This is a genomic window from Micromonospora andamanensis (genome assembly GCF_016863495.1).
Taxonomy (GTDB): domain Bacteria; phylum Actinomycetota; class Actinomycetes; order Mycobacteriales; family Micromonosporaceae; genus Micromonospora; species Micromonospora andamanensis.
Genome location: NZ_BOOZ01000040.1, coordinates 22,709 through 38,230, shown reverse-complemented (window position 1 = coordinate 38,230; position 15,522 = coordinate 22,709). Strand labels below are relative to the sequence as shown.

The 15,522-nt window shown below is 67.1% G+C and carries 16 protein-coding genes; 13 read left to right on the top strand and 3 right to left on the bottom strand.

Annotated elements, in window-relative coordinates; translation table 11 throughout:
- Positions 1 to 41: 41 nt before the first annotated feature.
- Complete coding sequence (locus Van01_RS25790; RefSeq protein WP_204012791.1) at positions 42 to 2,057, bottom strand: hypothetical protein; 2,016 nt, start codon at positions 2,055 to 2,057, stop codon at positions 42 to 44.
- Between the two features lie 381 nt (positions 2,058 to 2,438).
- Between Van01_RS25790 and Van01_RS25785 the strand changes: the two genes are divergently transcribed.
- From Van01_RS25785 to Van01_RS25755, 7 genes are all read left to right on the top strand, one after another.
- Positions 2,439 to 2,855: a hypothetical protein gene (locus Van01_RS25785; RefSeq protein WP_204012789.1), complete on the top strand. Its 417-nt coding sequence runs from the start codon at positions 2,439 to 2,441 to the stop codon at positions 2,853 to 2,855.
- A 68-nt stretch (positions 2,856 to 2,923) separates the two neighbouring features.
- A complete protein-coding gene (locus tag Van01_RS25780) occupies positions 2,924 to 3,271 on the top strand; it encodes a hypothetical protein (RefSeq protein WP_204012787.1) in 348 nt (115 codons plus the stop codon).
- 91 nt (positions 3,272 to 3,362) lie between these two features.
- The gene (locus Van01_RS25775; protein ID WP_204012785.1) at positions 3,363 to 4,070 is read left to right on the top strand and encodes a helix-turn-helix domain-containing protein; all 708 of its coding nucleotides are present in this window, start codon (positions 3,363 to 3,365) and stop codon (positions 4,068 to 4,070) included.
- A 122-nt stretch (positions 4,071 to 4,192) separates the two neighbouring features.
- Complete coding sequence (locus Van01_RS25770; RefSeq protein ID WP_204012783.1) at positions 4,193 to 6,277, top strand: acetate--CoA ligase family protein; 2,085 nt, start codon at positions 4,193 to 4,195, stop codon at positions 6,275 to 6,277.
- 43 nt (positions 6,278 to 6,320) lie between these two features.
- Positions 6,321 to 6,971 carry a cupin domain-containing protein gene (locus tag Van01_RS25765; RefSeq protein WP_204012781.1) on the top strand — a complete coding sequence of 217 codons (651 nt, stop codon included), beginning with the start codon at positions 6,321 to 6,323 and terminating at the stop codon, positions 6,969 to 6,971.
- Positions 6,972 to 6,987: 16 nt separating this feature from the next.
- Complete coding sequence (locus tag Van01_RS25760) at positions 6,988 to 8,109, top strand: hypothetical protein (RefSeq protein WP_204012779.1); 1,122 nt, start codon at positions 6,988 to 6,990, stop codon at positions 8,107 to 8,109.
- Positions 8,110 to 8,336: 227 nt separating this feature from the next.
- Positions 8,337 to 9,488, top strand: a complete 1,152-nt coding sequence (locus Van01_RS25755) for an MFS transporter (RefSeq protein ID WP_204012777.1) — start codon at positions 8,337 to 8,339, stop codon at positions 9,486 to 9,488.
- Positions 9,489 to 9,495: 7 nt separating this feature from the next.
- Here the strand turns inward: Van01_RS25755 and Van01_RS25750 are convergent, their stop codons facing one another.
- Positions 9,496 to 9,810 (bottom strand): helix-turn-helix domain-containing protein, encoded by a 315-nt coding sequence (locus tag Van01_RS25750; protein ID WP_204012775.1) that lies wholly within the window; start codon positions 9,808 to 9,810, stop codon positions 9,496 to 9,498.
- Positions 9,811 to 9,881: 71 nt separating this feature from the next.
- Between Van01_RS25750 and Van01_RS25745 the strand changes: the two genes are divergently transcribed.
- Positions 9,882 to 10,565 (top strand): class I SAM-dependent methyltransferase, encoded by a 684-nt coding sequence (locus Van01_RS25745; protein WP_204012772.1) that lies wholly within the window; start codon positions 9,882 to 9,884, stop codon positions 10,563 to 10,565.
- 437 nt (positions 10,566 to 11,002) lie between these two features.
- Here Van01_RS25745 and Van01_RS25740 read toward each other — a convergent pair whose 3' ends face one another.
- The gene (locus tag Van01_RS25740) at positions 11,003 to 11,473 is read right to left on the bottom strand and encodes a CYTH domain-containing protein (protein ID WP_204012769.1); all 471 of its coding nucleotides are present in this window, start codon (positions 11,471 to 11,473) and stop codon (positions 11,003 to 11,005) included.
- 275 nt (positions 11,474 to 11,748) lie between these two features.
- Between Van01_RS25740 and Van01_RS25735 the strand changes: the two genes are divergently transcribed.
- The 5 genes from Van01_RS25735 to Van01_RS25715 all read left to right on the top strand — a co-directional run bounded on the left by Van01_RS25735 (position 11,749) and on the right by Van01_RS25715 (position 15,347).
- On the top strand, positions 11,749 to 11,955 hold the full coding sequence (locus tag Van01_RS25735) for a hypothetical protein (RefSeq protein ID WP_204012764.1): 207 nt from the start codon (positions 11,749 to 11,751) through the stop codon (positions 11,953 to 11,955).
- A gap of 11 nt (positions 11,956 to 11,966) precedes the next feature.
- The gene (locus Van01_RS25730; RefSeq protein WP_204012761.1) at positions 11,967 to 12,419 is read left to right on the top strand and encodes a S26 family signal peptidase; all 453 of its coding nucleotides are present in this window, start codon (positions 11,967 to 11,969) and stop codon (positions 12,417 to 12,419) included.
- Complete coding sequence (locus Van01_RS25725) at positions 12,416 to 12,949, top strand: MauE/DoxX family redox-associated membrane protein (protein WP_204012759.1); 534 nt, start codon at positions 12,416 to 12,418, stop codon at positions 12,947 to 12,949. Before Van01_RS25730 ends, Van01_RS25725 begins: the two co-directional genes overlap by 4 nt.
- 4 nt (positions 12,950 to 12,953) lie before the next feature.
- A complete protein-coding gene (locus Van01_RS25720) occupies positions 12,954 to 13,484 on the top strand; it encodes a TlpA family protein disulfide reductase (RefSeq protein ID WP_204012755.1) in 531 nt (176 codons plus the stop codon).
- A 96-nt stretch (positions 13,485 to 13,580) separates the two neighbouring features.
- Entirely contained in the window at positions 13,581 to 15,347 is a 1,767-nt protein-coding gene (locus Van01_RS25715; protein ID WP_204012752.1) for an ABC transporter ATP-binding protein, read from the top strand.
- The last annotated feature ends 175 nt before the right edge of the window (positions 15,348 to 15,522 follow it).

The window sequence follows — 15,522 nt, the reverse complement described above, 5'->3', positions numbered from 1 at the left end:
GCACGACTTGGCTGCGGCGGCACACGGATGTGTCGGGTCGGTCACCAAGGCTCCCCGGTGACGCGGATCCTGATGTCGTCCACGTGGGCGGCTCCGGCCACGGTCGGATCGGCGTTGCCGATGGAGACGCGCACGGTCTGCGTCGCCGTATCTGGCGACTGGAACGTCAGGGTGTGACCGGTCCAGTCCTGGTCGGTGAAGGTCAGGGCCGCCAACACGGCGCCGGTGGTCACGTTCGTCACGACCACCCGTCCGCCCGCCGCGCCACCGCTGCTTCGGCCGCTGAACGTCAACGTGTAGGACGTGGCCGGCGACCAACCTTCCCAGCTCTGGAAGACGCCTTGTGGTGCTCCACCCGTGGACCGGATGGTCAGACCGTACTGGCCGGTGTGCGTGTTGGCGCTGTCCCGGAAGGCGGTGGTCGCGGTCGACCCCGCGCGGGTCCATTGCGCCGGCTGGGTGGTGTCGAAGCTGGTTGCCAGCTCGAATCCCTGGTTGACGAGCTTCGTCCGATCCCACTTCATGATCCGTGCCAGTGCCAACATGTCGTAGCCGTGGTTGACGGTGGAGTGGCGGTACTGCTCGGACACGATCGGAGCGATGGCCTTCGCCCACTGGGCGTACTCGGTCCATTCGACGAGGTATTTGCTGAAGCTGTCGTCGCCGGTGCCGTCGACGAACTTGCGGACCTTCGGTGCCGTGAGCGACCCGTTCCACAACCTGTTCGTCAGCGTGTTGGTGAACCGCTGCATGTCGGTGGGGGTGAAGACGATGCCGCGGCGGTGGAGCTCGCGGGCCGCGCCGACGTCGATGTTGGCGTGCGAGACGTCCTCGGGCTGGGCCGAGCTGTACGAGTAGGGCCAGGTGTAGGCGTCGCCGCTGAGCGTCAGGGCGTTCTTGAAGTACTGGCCGTTCAGGCGAGCCCTGTCCAGGTAGGCCGCGTTGCCGTTGATCTCATGCAGGATCAGCAGCATGTTGCTGAAGGCCAGTGACTGGTTGTAAGGCAGGATCGACCAGTTGCGCTTGTGCGAGAAGGCGTCGATCTTCAGTGACTGCTTGTAGGTGCCGGTTGTCGAGGTGAGGGCGTACCAGGTGTTGCCGATGTAGGAGCTGGACTCCCACCGTGGCACCACCTCGCTTTCGAGGAACGTCCGGTAGCTGACGGCCTTCGCCCGGTAGGACTCGTGCAACTCGGGTGTCTGCTCGACGAGCCGCGCGAACCGCGCGATCGACGACCCGATCATTCCGTCGTGCACCAGATACGGGAACCTGCCGCTGAGCGCCACGTCGTCGAAGTACGCCTGACCGCCCGCGACGCGGTAGTCCCTGTGCCCGATCCAGACCTGGAGCGTGTGGCCCGCCACCGATGGGGTCCGGCAGTCAAGGCTGTGGTACGTCCACACCGTGGCGGTCACGTCGGTGCTGCATAGCACCTGCTTTGCGGTGGCGTCGTACAGGTACGCCTGGCCACCCGCCGCCGATCCGTTGGTCCGCGACCAGAACCTCAGTTGGTAGACAGTGTTCGGGTGGTAGGTGTTGACCGGCTGGTACAGCTTGCGCCACAGTTGCCCGTCGGAGTCGATGCGTGCGGCGTACGCGCCGGCGCGGCGGTCAGTGGTGCGGAACGCGTTCGCGCTTGTGGTCTGAAACCGTAGCCAGTCCGCCGGCAGGGTGCTGTCGCCCTGAGCGCCGGTCTCCATCCCGCCGTTGTCGATCTCCACGGGTGAGTAGCGGGCTGTCTGCCAGCCTCGATACCCATCACCGTCGGCGTCGTCGGCGTCGGCGATCATCCCGTCGATATGGGTGACGGCCTTGTCCAGCCAACGCCGGTCGCGGCTGAGTCCGTACACGTCGACGTAGCTGTCAAGCACGTAGCTCTCGTTCCACGCCAGTTGCGCACCGTCCGCCGAGCGGTAATAGGTGTCACCGACTGCGGCGTCCATTGCCACATACCTGTCGTACCACGTGTCGTCGTCGGCGCGCGCCTCGTCGGGCGCAACCCCGATGGACACGACACCCACGACAAGGCCGCAGGCCAGGGCAGCCCAGCGCTTCACAGAGATCTCCTTCGAGTCCGGTCACGTCGGGGTCGAGCATCGGCGTCGGTCCTGGCCCGGCACCATTGATTCGAGGAAACCCGAAGCCAACGGCTTGGCGCGTCTGACCTGCTCAGCCTCGGCATCTCCGACCATCGAGCCCGCGATGCCGGTCGGAGCCGTGCGCTGACGCTGGTGACGCGCGACGCCCGCCCACCGCCATACGGCCCATGCTCCGGGTGGGTGATCTACCGAGCGATGGGCCTCTCGCCGGGGCGATGTCCTGATTCCTGCGGTCGGGTGGACACGCGTGGGTATCCAGATCCTGGTCTGGTTAACGCCCACGCCCTGGGTCAGGCTCGCTCTGTCCGGCAGATGCCGACGCTGACGAAGGGACCAAGGATGACAACCAACGCCGCCGTTCGTGGCGGGGACACGAGACTTACCCGGGTGGTGGACACGTACCTCAGTGCCTGGAGTGAGCCGGACCCGGTCCGGCGCCTGGAGATGATTGCCGGCTGCTGGGTCGACGACGGTGCGCTCGTGGACCCTCCGTTGGACGGACGCGGCCACGCCGGCATCAGTACGCTGATGGCGACGATGCAGCAGCACTACCCCGGCCACGCCTTCGTACGCACCACGGAAGTGGATCTGCACCACGACACCTTCCGGGTTGGTTGGGAGCTGCGTGGCCCCGGGGGTGAGGTCGCTCTCGCAGGCGTCGACTACGGCTTGGTCGCATCGGATGGCCGGCTGTGTCGGATCAGTGGATTCTTCTCCGACCTGCCAGCTCGTGAGCAGAGGGAGGCCACCCGATGACCACGACTCGCCTGTCCCGGACCGTTCGGGCCGACGCGCGTGAGCGCGGAGGTAGGAAGTGGTTCCTGTTGGATGCTCTGGTCACCGGTGCGAACGGCGTCATGTACCTCGCTGGCGCCAGCGTGCTCGCCGACCTTTTCGGGGCCTCCGCGTCACTGCAGCGTGGCGCGGGCCTCTTCCTGGTCGTCTTCGCGGCGCTTGTTGGTTGGTACGCCCGGAACCGCGCCGCTGGTCCGGGCATGGGATGGGGCATCGTCGCGGTGAACGTCGCCTGGGTTGCGGGTTCGCTCGCGGTGGCGGCCGCTGGGCCGGGCGAGTTCACGGCCGTGGGCCGAATCTGGCTCGTCGCGCAGGCCGCCGTGGTCGGGTTGTTCGCGGTGCTGCAGATGCGAACACTTTCGGTCACGCGAAGGTGACGGCGTAGGGGTGGTCGGGGCTGTCACCGCAGGTCCGGCCACTCCATGACGCCGAGATGACACCTGGTCGCTCTTACACTGCTCGCCGGTTGTGAGCGTGTCGTATTACACGAGGATCGAGCAAGGCGCCGTCACGGCGTCGCCGACCGTCCTGGACGCCATCGCGAACGCTCTGAGCCTTGACGAGGAGGACCGCGCACAGATGCACCGCCTGTCACGCGCGGAGTCGCCGAAGCACGCCGCCGACGGCCCCGAGGCGCTCGCCGAGAACCTCCAGCACCTGCTCCGGACCATCTGGGAGACACCGGTGGGGGTACTCGGCCGATCCATGAACGTGCTCGGGTGGAATTACCTGGCCCACGCGGTGTTCGCCGATCATCTGCCCTTCGACGCCCCGTGGGCCGATCCGGGTGCGGTGAACTGGGCGCGGCAGCTGTTTCTCGACGTGGCACACCGGCCACGCTTCGTGGACTGGGAGACGATGGCGCTGGACATTGTGGGCCGGCTTCGCGCGTCGCAGGCGCACTACCCGGACGACCCGCAGATTCGCGGCGTCGTGACGGATCTGCTGGCGGTGAGCGCGGATTTCGCGCGATTGTGGGACGCGCACCCGGTCCGCGAGCAGTCTCTCGGCATTGTGCAGCTCGATCACCCACGCTTCGGCCTGCTGCAGCTACGGGACACGGTGCTGCGTACCGCCGAGGACGACGACCAGTTGCTGATCTTGTTTCACGCCGAGCCCGGCAGCGAGACGGAACAGAAGCTGCACGCGATCAGCCGGTCGCTCGTCCGCGGCTGACGCTGGAGGTCCTGCCGTTCGGCAGGCCAGCGCGGGTACTGCGGATTCTCGCCCCAAACTGCGGATCATATCGCCGGTGATCGTGCCTGGGATCGTCGGGCCGCAGGGTCGATTGTGGATCCATGGACGGCCCCCGAGACCTCAGCAAGCTCTTCCGACCGGAGTCGGTAGCGCTTGTCGGATGCGAGCCGCTGGAGGCTGAGCGGGTAGCCAGCTGGCCGCTGCACAACCTGCTGCTGCACGCGTCGCCGGTACGCGCCTGGCCGGTCTCCACCCGTCATCGGGAAATCGCCGGCATCCCCTGCCACCGCTCGCTGGCCGACCTGCCGGAGGTACCCGACCTGGCACTGGTGATGAGCGGCAGCTCAACAGTGCCTGACGTGCTGGCTGAGGCCGACCGGCTCGGCGTCGGGGCAGCGGTCGTGTTCGGCGGGGTCGACCAGGACACTCGTGACTGGATCCGTGACTTCGTCACGCAGTCGAAGGTGGCGGTACTCGGGCCGAACAGCAACGGCATCTGCGTCGTCGAGCAGCGCATCCCCTGTACGGCCGCACCGTTCGCCGCGCTACCCGAGTTGCTCCCCGGGCCGGTGTCGGTGGTCTCGCAGAGCGGGGCGCTGATCAGCTCACTGGTTGCCCGTCTGCGCCGGAACGGGATGGGCCTGCGGTTGTCCTGCTCGATAGGTGAGGCGATCGACGTCTCGATCGGAGACTTCCTGAGGCATGTGGCGGACGACGCCGGGACCGAGACCGTTCTGGTGTATCTGGAAGGGCTGCGTGATCGCGATTCCTTCCTGTCGGGCGTCCGAACGGCCGTTGCCGCCGGTAAGCACGTAGTGGTTCTCAAGGCGGGATCTTCAGCAGTCGGCAAGGAGACGGTACGGCACCACACCGGTGGGCTGGTCGGCTCGCACGCCGCGTTCCGGGCGCTGTGCGAAGCCGAAGGTGTGTTCGTTGCCGGTAGCGTCGACGAGCTCACCAGCCTTCCCGCCCTGCTGCGCAGCCATTCCGGCGCGATGCCGGCGCTTGGTGTGGTGTCCGGCTCCGGCGGGATCGCCGCGCTCCTGGCCGACCGGCTGACTGCGGCTGGGTTGGCGGTGCCGACAGTTGAACCGGAGATCGCCGAACGGATCCGGGCGGCAGTCGGGGGTGCCGCCCACCTCAACCCGGTTGACCTTGGGCTGCACGACGAACAGCACAACCGGGCAGCTATCCGCGCGCTTGCGGCCGACTCGCGCATCGGAGCGCTGGTATACGGTGCGCAGGCTGGCCCGGACGAGATTCTCGGCCCGGTCCGGGCGGCCCTCATCGAGGTGGCGTCCGCCGGAATCCCGGTGTCGGTCTGGTCTGCCGAAGGGCGGACGGCCGACGAGTCGCCGGACCTGAAAGCTGCGGGAATCCCGGTAGAGCCATCCATCGACGTGCTGGTTGCCGGCCTGCGTACGGTGCTGCTGCGCGACCGGGACATCATGGTTGAGCGACAAGCCGCACTCGATGCCTGGCAGCCGAATCGGGACCGGGCGGCCGAGGCGGCTGCCCTGCTCCGCTCGGCTGCGCCGGGTGGCGCAGTCCCGGGGCAGCAGGCGTGGCGACTCTTGGCGATGTACGACATCCCCCATGCTCCTGAGTACGGGGCACCGACAGCCGAGTACGCCACCCACCTCGCCCGTTACGTCCTGGGCTATCCGGTCGCGATGAAGCTGAGCCACGTCGACCTCGCTCACCGGGGGCGCGCTGGCGCGGTTCGGCTCGGCCTCGCCGACGCGGACGCCGTCCGGGCCGCGTTCGATCAGCTCGTCGACGTTCGAGTCCGCCTCGACCTGCCCGATGCCGAGGTCGTCGTGCAGAAATCGGCGGATCCCGCAGCCGAACTGATCATGGGGGCCCGGGTCGACATCGAGACGGGGCCGGTGGTGTTCATCGGCACCGGTGGTGCCGATGCCGAGGCGGCGAACCGGGTCAGCATGGCCCCCGCCCCGGTGTCACCCGGCATCGCCGCCAGGCTTGTCGATGCGTACCGGCGTATCGGCGGTGTCGCCTTGGGGGAGGCCGGGGCCGAGCGCCTGCACCTCGTCCTGGCCAACCTGTCTGCCATGGCGATGGACCTGGCGGGTGACCTCGATGTCGTCGAGATGAATCCGGTTCTGCATCGTGCGGCAGACAGCCGAGCCGTCGACGTTCTTGTTTACCGCGCGCCGTTGGCGTGAGACCGGTCAGCGTCCATCAGCCACGTTGGGAGGCGACGAAGCAGTGACCACAGCAACTGAACAAATCCGGGATCTCATTCTCAAGCACCAGGACATCGACCAGCTCGGGACGCTGACAACCTCGTTCCTGCACGCTCTCACCACTGCTCAGCACGGGTTGGGCGCCATCTATCACCCACTCGGCTTCATCTACGTGCCCATGCTCAAGGACGACTCCGGCATGCTCCGCCTGCACCTGTGGCTCGACGGCGGAACCCCCGAGGACATCACCACATCCCCGTATCACATGCACACCTGGAACCTCACCAGCTACGTGCACTGTGGCAGCCTCGAGAACCAGATGATCAAAACCGACGCGGACGGACCTCTTGGTCCCTACCGGGTCTTCGAAATCGTCGGAGACCGTCAACGGGGCGAGCTGCGCGCCACAAGCGAAGAGGTGCGTGCCCGCATCGACTCTGTCGAGAAGGTCACTGCCGGGCACGTCTATCACATCCCCGCCGGTCAGTACCACACGACCATCAACACCAGCCAGGGCGACCTGGTCACCGTCGCCTACGTGCAGAAGGTGCCCGGGACCATGGAGCGCAATCTCGGCCCGCTGGACACGCCTACGCATGTGGTCGAGCGGCAGCCATGCCCACCCGAGGACGTCGCCCACGCCGCCCGCACCGTGCTCGCCCGACTCGGCTGAGCTCGAGGTGAACCCTTTGACCAGCGCAGTGGATGCAGTGGCCGAACACAGCCAGCTCCAGGCGCCCGATGTGCGATTCTCAGCCGCGCAGATGACGGCCGCCCGCGAGGTACTCGCCGAACAGGCCCGGCACTCCCGCATCGGATTGGCGCTCCTGGGTGGCAGCCTCGCGGCCGGGCTCGGCCACAGTCTTTCGGACATCGATCTCTACGTGGTGTACCTCGATCCACCGCCGTCCACGGTGCTGGATGACCGTGACGGGCCGCCCGTGCACATCGAAGCGATGGAGCGCAAGGACCTGGCCGAGCTTGGTGCCGTGGCTGCCAGTTTCCGGGCCACCTCGTCGGACCGCAGCCAGCTGTTCCTCGCCGAATCACAACTGAAGCGACTGGTTCGGCTGGCCACCGGCCTGCGCATGGCGGGTGCCGACCCGGAGTTGGTCGCGTTGATCCCGGACCGGCAGGTGGTTCGGCAGATCATCATGTCCCGCAACGCCTGCGACTTCGCGGTCGCCGCCGAGGATGCTTTCGGTGCCGCCGACACCGGCGACTGGTACACCGCCCTGTCCGCCTCACACAGCGCTCTCCAGCACGCCGCCGAAGCGGCTCTCGCCGCCGCCGACGATGTCTATCACGGGCCCAAGTTCCTGTTTCGCCGCCTGGCACGGACACCGGCCACCAGGCACCTGGTCCCGGAACTGTGGTTTCTCACCCAGGCGCCAGTGGCGGTGGCGATACCCAACGGCTGGGCGCGAAGCCTCGTCGAGCGGCGCCTGCTCGCGGGCTCTCACCTGCTCGCCTGGAGCCTCCTCGACGGGTGGGAGAACCGGGTCGATCGGTTTCCGCCGCCGCCGGAGCAACGCACGTCGGGCCCGCGGCGGCACCCGGCGTACAGCCCCCTGCGCTTCGCCGACGGCATCGCGCTTGCCGGACCGCACCGAGGTGCCGAGGTAAGCGAGGGCATGTTGCGCGCCTGGCGGCACCTCAACGGCGGGGATCTCGCTGAGAGCCTTCGTGATCTGGTCCTGCACGAGCCTGGGTTCGGGACCGTCACCCAGAGCGCCCTGACGGCGGCCGTGGAGGGGCTGCACGGCTACGGCGCCGTCATGGTGGATCAAGCGTCGAGTAAGAGGAGGTGAGAAGCATGGCGATGACCATCGAGATCAACGCGACGTACCGGGCGCACCGGCTCTGACGTCGATCCCCGGCGCCGCGGGTACGACCGCGGCGCCGGGCCGCTCCCGACGGACCGGGTACAGCTGAGACGAAAGGGTTTCCGGTGACCGATGTGCGGGCCGTGCTGGGCCTCCGTCGTACCGATGAGGAGCCACTGTCTCCAGAGTTCCGTCGATTCACCCTGTCCCAGATGGTCACGCAGTTCGGTACCGGCCTGGCGATGCCGTTTGTTCCCATCTACATCACCACGCAGCTGAACCTGGGTGTGGGCTCGCTCGCGGGGTACTACGCGGTGACTGCGGCGACGACGCTTGTCGCCGCACTGCTGGGGGGTCGCCTCACCGATTCAGTCGGCGCCAGAACGAATCTGCTCGCGGCGGCAGTTGTGCTGACCGCCGCCAACGTCTGGCTTGCAATGCTCACCGGTATCGGCGGCCTGCTTGTCAACGCGGCGATAACCGGGCTCGGCGGTGGGCTGTACTTCTCCGCGCTGATGCCGATGGTGCTCACCATGGTGCGCAGCGACCAACATCGACGCGCGTTCGCGCTGAGGTACCTGACCATGAACCTGGGCCTCGGTGCGGGCGCGGTGGTGGGCACAGCAGTGCTGGCCAACTGGGACGGACCATTGGCGTTCCGGACACTGTTCCTGCTGAAGGCGCTGACGTTCGTACAGTTCGGGCTGGTGGTGTACGGCCTGACGGGGCCGCCACCCGCGCCCCGGGTGAAGCACGAGCGGCGGGGCGGGTACCGGACATTGTTGGCTTCCCGCCCGGTCCTGCTCATCCTCGCCGTCCAGGCATTGCTTGTGACGTTCTGCTTCGTGCAGCTTGACACGTCGATTCCCGTGGTGGTGCACGACTTCATGGGGCTCGACCTGGGGGTGGTGGGCGCCCTCGCGGTGGTGAACACCGTCGCCGTCGTACTTCTCCAGATGCCGGCGCTGACGCTCTTCAAGCGAGTGAGTGACGCCGGCACACTCGTCTACGCGGCAGCCACCTGGGTCATCGCGTTCTCGATCGGCGCCGCGGCAACAACTATGGACGGCGTGGGTGCCGCCGGACTGCTGCTGGCGTTCGGCGTGGTGTTCGCCTTCGCCGAAACCGCGTACGCGACGGCTTTCCACCCACTACTGGCGAAGGTCGTACCGCCCGAGCTCATCGGACGGGTCAATGGCCTGAGCTCTGTCGTCTGGAACGTCGGTACCGTTGCCGGCCCGCTCCTCGTGCTGGGAGGTGCGGCAACGTTCGGTGCGCTGGTGGCGTGGTCGATCCTGATCGTCTTCGGTGTTCTGGCGGCATGCTTGACGCTCTGGTTGCGCTCGATGCTGAACACACCTTGACTTCGGATCACGACTCATGGGGCAGTTTCAGATTGCTCTGCGTTGCACATTCCCGATACAACCGGTTGGTCCAGTAGTCGCGGCTCGCCATCTCGGCGAAGGCGGCCTGTTGGGCGGCATTGAGGCCCAGCGCACCCGCCAGAAGTTCGACGGTCCTCTGGCGTGGCCGCACCACCCGTCCGCATTCCAGGTCGACGATCGCTCGGACGCTCAGCGTTGATTTCTCAGCGAGGTCCTCTTGCGTGAACCGCGTCTGCAGCCGCAAGGAACGCAGGAGTGCTCCGAAATTCGCCGGTCGCCGGTCGTCGTTGGTGATTGGCATTATCAACCGCCTTCCCTGTAAGACATGTTTCGCTCTCCCCAATAAGGGGGCAGGCGAGTATTATCATCGTCATGAGCTACGCGACTTATGCTGAGGAATATCACCGCAGGGTGCAGGAGGAGTTAAGCGGTCCCGCATTCGTTGGTGAACTGGTGGACGTCGCCGGGTTGTCTGTGCGACACCGCCGCATCCTGGATATCGGCTGCGGGGATGCCACCCACCTCGCGGCCGCGGTCAACCGCTTCCCCGACATCGAGGATGCCCTGGGTATTGACCTGTCGCCGGACATGCTTGCCCAAGCCGGCCCGCTGCCGCCGGTCTGCCGTACCGTTGCCGCCGACATGCAGGCCATCCCCGCCGATGATGCCAGCTTCGATTTCGTCTACAGTCGATACGCAATCCACTACTCCGCAGATCTGGCCGCCACATTTGCCGAGGTGGCCCGGGTGACCCGACCTGGTGGGACCTTCTACCTGAAGGACGCTCACCCGATCACGGGATTGATGCTCAAGCCGAGTCGAGACTACTCCGTAAAGGAAGACGCGGAGTTCCGCCTGCAGTGCGCACGCCATCTCACCGTCCGCCATCCGTGCTTCACCTTTGCCGAGTACGTCGATGCCGCTCTCGGGCAGGGCTGGCAGATAGTCGGATGCGGCGAAAGGATGGGAAGGCGGTCGAGTTCTTCTGAGTTCCATCCGTTCCGGGTGCCGACAATTATCACATTCACGCTGCGCCGTGCGGCGGTGTTGACCTGAGTCAAGGCGCCGCGCGAGGTATTCGGTGCAAGCAGCCATCAACCCTCCCACCGTGTTGGAAGATGGAATGACCGAAATGCCCTCCGTCAATCAGTCGGGCGATCGTATCAAGCGACGGCGGGAGCGGGTGACAGGAAAGCGACGTGCTGGCCTCAGCGCACAGTCACTGCAGGCCAGTACGGCCGAATGCACTCGAGTTTGGCAGCCCTTGATGAGTAGCCGCCGTCCCTCGATGCTCAGCGGAGCATTCGCGTGGGTCATCGGATCGCCTGACCGACGCGGGGTGTAATGGCTCGCCGGAGCGGCAAGGCGATGGGCAGTGCGACCCGGGCGCTCCCTCGGATGACGCCGCTCGTAGGAGCGGAGTGCCCTGGGCGCACCCGAGGCCATCCAGGCCCGATCAGACACCAGCGCGACTTTGCCAGGCCCTCGGGGAGCTACCAGGAGCGGAAGGGTGACTCCTGCAAGGACGAGTTCGTGTACCGGTCGTCCTCAGTGACATCCGTGCCGGCCCACCCTGGTGGTGTCGGAGGCGTGGCGCCAGTATCGAACTCGACCTCGGCCAGGAGCAGGCCGTCGTTGTCGCCGGAGAAAACGTCGACGGTCCAGACCCCCGGGCTCCTGTCCAGGAAGTAGCGCTCCTTTTCGATCAACGGTCGTTGACAGAGGTGGTCGAGCATCTGCACGGCGTCTTCTGCGGGGATCTGGTACTCGAACTCCGGCCGGCTGTCGCCCCTTCGCCGGCCCTTGATCGTCAGGAAGGCGGTCTCGTCGTCGACAAGCCGTACGCGCACTATCCGATCCAGATCGGTGGACAGGTAACCCTGGCGTAACCTGCTGCTTCGCGTCACCTCGGCGCGCCAGTCCATGCTGGCCACCAGGTACTTGCGTTCGGTTTCAACAGGCACGCACACCTCCACAGGACTTGTTACCGGAATCGCGGTCGCCGTCGGGTGGTCGACCCATCACATCGGTCTGCCGCCGCAGACACGGGGCCACCTTAGCTTCGGGCTGACCCGACGTGGGCGACGGGCAGTTGTGCTGCTCGAGCGCCCGACGTGCCGACTGCGGCGACGCCGACGTGAAGCGGCGGGGACGCCGGCCTGTCGTCCCGCGCTGTGAAGCTTGGGGCCGACTGCCCTGGACAGCCCGGGGCGGCCGGCGAGGAAGGGAATCGCAACCGGTGAAGAATGCTGTCCTGACGGTCCGTGGTGTCGGAGACCGTCTGCTCAACATGATCATCCCAACCGTGCAGGCCAAGGCTGGCAACTGCTACAAGACCTACTACTGCACGTCTCGGGTCGCGGCCTACCAGACCTGCTGCACCGTTGGTGCCCAGGAGCGGTGCTCCGGCTGGTACAGCATGCATCCGTCGAACTGCCCCCGCTGACGGGAGGGTCGATGTTCGCGCTGATCATTGGCGGTACGGCCACCGTCGTGGTGATCGGCGCCCTGTGGCTGCGGCGACGGTGGCTCGTCGTCGCGGTCCAGGGGCCCAGTATGCGGCCGACCCTGCACGACGGCGACCTGGTGCTGGTGCGCCGTCGCGGTGCGGACGGCGTCGAACGGGGCGACGTGGTGGTCCTCCGGCCACCCTCCGCCCAGGTGTCGCTCGGCGCCGGTCTGTGGCGGGCCGCCGACGATGGTCTGCAGGTGAAACGGCTGGTGGCGGTTGCGGGTGACGTCGTCCCTGACGGGGTCCGATGCGATGGCCTGCGGCTGCCAGCCGGCACGGTGGCCGTCCTCAGTGACGACCTCGAGGTCGGCTCCGATTCGCGTCGATGGGGCCCGTACCCGGCAGCCGGCCTGGTGGGGGTCGTCGTGCGGCGCCTCGGCGGCGGCCCGCGACGATGAGTTACCTCATCGTCGGCGGACGGTTGCTGGTGGCTGGGATCTTCCTGCTCTCCCTGTTCGGTAAGGTGCGCAGCGCCGCCCAGTTCCGACGATTCGTCGCTGCCACTGCTGGCCTGCTCGCGGTCCGTCCCCGATGGGCGCGCCCGCTCGCGCTCGCGACGGTCGGCGCGGAGGCGACGATCGTCGCCTTGGCGCTCGCACCCGTCGGGCCGGTGGCCGGCTTCGTCCTCGCCGGTGCCCTACTCACCTGTTTCACCGTTGCGCTGGTCCGCGCCCGCCGCCGAGCTGACCAGGTGGCCTGTCACTGCTTCGGCCAGTCGCAGGTTCCGGTAGGGCACCGTCACGTTGTCCGTAACGTGGTTCTGATCTTCGTCGTGCTCCTGCTGGCGGCGGCGGCCGTAGCGACGACGGCTGGCCCGGTTGACCCAGCCGGGGTCGCGGTCGCCGCACTTGTCGCCGTCCCCACAGCACTGGCGATAGCGCACCTCGACGACGTCGTCGACGTGCTACGGCCATCCTCGCGAAAGTAGTCCCATGACCATCCTCACCGTTGCCGTTGTCGTGCTCGCTGTCCTGGTGGTCGCCGACCTCGCCGTCACGTTCGCCGCACTGCGCCGACTGCGCGAGTACGGCGAGCAGCTGACGACGGCCCAGCCCGCCTCCCCGCCTTCGGCGTTGGAGCTGTTGGGTCGGGATCTGCCCGAGGTCGACGTGACCACCCTCGACGGCGTCGAGCTGGATGCGGAGCAGCTGCGCGGCCGTCCCTGGCTGATCGGGTTCTTCTCCGCGACCTGCGCACCGTGCCGCGATGCGGCACGGGGGTTCGCCGACCACGACGAACCGGACCGGCTCGCTGTGGTCGTCACCGACCACGCGACCCAGAATGAGCGCGCCGAGCTGCTCGAGCTGCTGACCGGCACGCCTCACATCACTGTGGAGTCAGGATCAGACGGCCTGTCCACGGCGCTTATGGTGCGCAGCTTCCCGACCCTGGTACGCACGGACGAGCAGGGCCGGGTCGCCACGGCGTTCGACCCGCCGCTGCCCCTCGAGATGCAGCACTGACCGATGCCGCCGGTGAGGTGCCTCGGGACAGGAGCCGGCGGGCTTGGCACCGTGTTGCGGTCTGCCTGGCAGGCCGGACCGTGGCACCTGGCAGTGATGTGCGTAGTCGCGCTCGTCAGTGGCCTGGTTCCGGCGGCCATCGCCTGGCTCACGCTCCTGCTCGTCGACGGCCTGGTCGCCGGAGAAGAGGCACCGAGGCTGGTCATCGCTGCGGCGGGCCTGGCGACCGCTAGCGTGGCTGCGGCCACACTGCCCCACCTGTCTCAGTACGTGGAGGCGGAGTTCGGCCGCCGGTGTACCCGGCTGCTGACCGACCGCCTGTACGAGAAGGTCAACGGTTTCAGTGGCCTGGCCCGGTTCGAGGATCCACAGATGCTCGACCGGATCGAGTTGGCCGGACAAGCCACGACCAGATCGGTAGGTCCGGTGGCGACGGGCGTCGTGGCCATCGCGAGGGACGTCACGACTGTCGTCACAGTCCTTGCGACGCTGGCCGTTCTGGCACCGGTCATGGCGGTTGTGGTTCTCGTCGCGGCGGTGCCCATCCTGTACGCGCAGGTGGCCCTCTCCCGCGACGAGACGCGGGCCATGGAAGAGATCACGTCGACCGGACGGCGGCAGTTCTTCTACTCGTCCCTCATCAGCGAGGCGGACGCCGCCATGGAGGTCCGTCTCCTGGGGACCGGACCATTCCTCAAGCGGCGCATGCTCGCCGAGTTGAGTGCCGTGCACGCCAGCCAGCGCGGCGTGGACCGACGCCAGTTGCGCGTCCAGACACTGCTGTCGTTGCTCGGTGGGGTCGTCGCGGGTGGGGGACTGGTCTGGGCCGTGCATGCCGCAGGCACCGGCCGGATCAGCGTAGGCGCCGTACCCGCGTTCATCGCTGCGGTGACCGGAGCCCAGAGCGCACTGTTCGGTCTTGTCTTCGCCGTCTCCCGCACATATCAGGGACTGCTGCTGTTCGGGCACCTGCGGGCGGTGACGGACCTGCCGGACGATCTGGCCGCACCGATCACGTCGGCACAGCTTCCCAGGCTGCGCCGAGGCATCGAGTTCCACGACGTGTGGTTCCGCTACGACCCGGATCACCCGTGGGTGCTACGGGGTGTGAACCTCCGCATCCCGGCTGGTCGTTCGCTGGCCGTTGTCGGGCTCAACGGCGCCGGCAAGAGTACGTTGATCAAACTCTTGTGCCGGCTGTACGACCCGGACCACGGAGCGATCACCTGGGACGGCGTCGACATCAGGACCGTTCCCGCAAGCGAGTTGCGCCAGCGGATCGGTGTGGTGTTCCAGGATTTCGTGAGGTACGACATGACTGCGGCCGAGAACGTCGGCCTCGGTGACCTCCGCCGTGTCGACGACCGAGCCGCCATCCGCTGGGCCGCCGCACGCGCCGGCGTCGACAACAAGCTACGGTCGCTGCCTCGCGACTACGACACCCCCCTGACCCGTACGTTCTTCTCGGCTTCCGACACGCCCGAGCGCGGTGTGCTGCTGTCGGGCGGCCAGTGGCAGCGGGTGGCTGTGGCCCGGGCGCTCATGCGCGCCAATGCCGATCTGATGATCCTCGACGAACCCAGCTCCGGCCTCGACGCTGAGGCGGAGCACCAGGTGCACCATGACCTCCGAGGGTTGCGCGCCGGCCGGACGAACCTGCTCGTCTCCCACCGCCTCAGCACGGTTCGGGAGGCGGATCTCATCGTGATCCTCGCTGACGGACGCATCGTCGAGCAGGGCACTCACGCCGAGCTGATGGCCTATGGCGGCCGCTACAGCCACCTGTTTTCGCTGCAGGCCCGCGGTTACGACATCGGCGGGGATCCAGCGGCCATGGACCGGAGATCAGTGGGGTTGCCGTGACATCCGTGGGTAGCCCCGAAAGGGGCATAAGGACTAAATCGGGTATTCGAGTGGCGCGAAGATCGTTACACACTTCGAGAGTTTCGAAAGTCTTTGCACGTTCGTACACCTGATTCATACCGTTGCCCGACCCGGCTTCCAACCACTGCCCTGCCGGGTGCAGCCTGGTAGGAGA

Coding starts and splice junctions, on each gene's coding strand:
- Van01_RS25785 (WP_204012789.1), top strand. CDS start 2,439: ATGACAACCAACGCCGCCGTTCGTGGCGGGGACACGAGACTTACCCGG.
- Van01_RS25770 (WP_204012783.1), top strand. CDS start 4,193: ATGGACGGCCCCCGAGACCTCAGCAAGCTCTTCCGACCGGAGTCGGTA.
- Van01_RS25755 (WP_204012777.1), top strand. CDS start 8,337: ATGGTCACGCAGTTCGGTACCGGCCTGGCGATGCCGTTTGTTCCCATC.
- Van01_RS25750 (WP_204012775.1), bottom strand. CDS start 9,810: ATGCCAATCACCAACGACGACCGGCGACCGGCGAATTTCGGAGCACTC.
- Van01_RS25745 (WP_204012772.1), top strand. CDS start 9,882: ATGAGCTACGCGACTTATGCTGAGGAATATCACCGCAGGGTGCAGGAG.
- Van01_RS25730 (WP_204012761.1), top strand. CDS start 11,967: ATGTTCGCGCTGATCATTGGCGGTACGGCCACCGTCGTGGTGATCGGC.
- Van01_RS25725 (WP_204012759.1), top strand. CDS start 12,416: ATGAGTTACCTCATCGTCGGCGGACGGTTGCTGGTGGCTGGGATCTTC.
- Van01_RS25720 (WP_204012755.1), top strand. CDS start 12,954: ATGACCATCCTCACCGTTGCCGTTGTCGTGCTCGCTGTCCTGGTGGTC.
- Van01_RS25715 (WP_204012752.1), top strand. CDS start 13,581: ATGTGCGTAGTCGCGCTCGTCAGTGGCCTGGTTCCGGCGGCCATCGCC.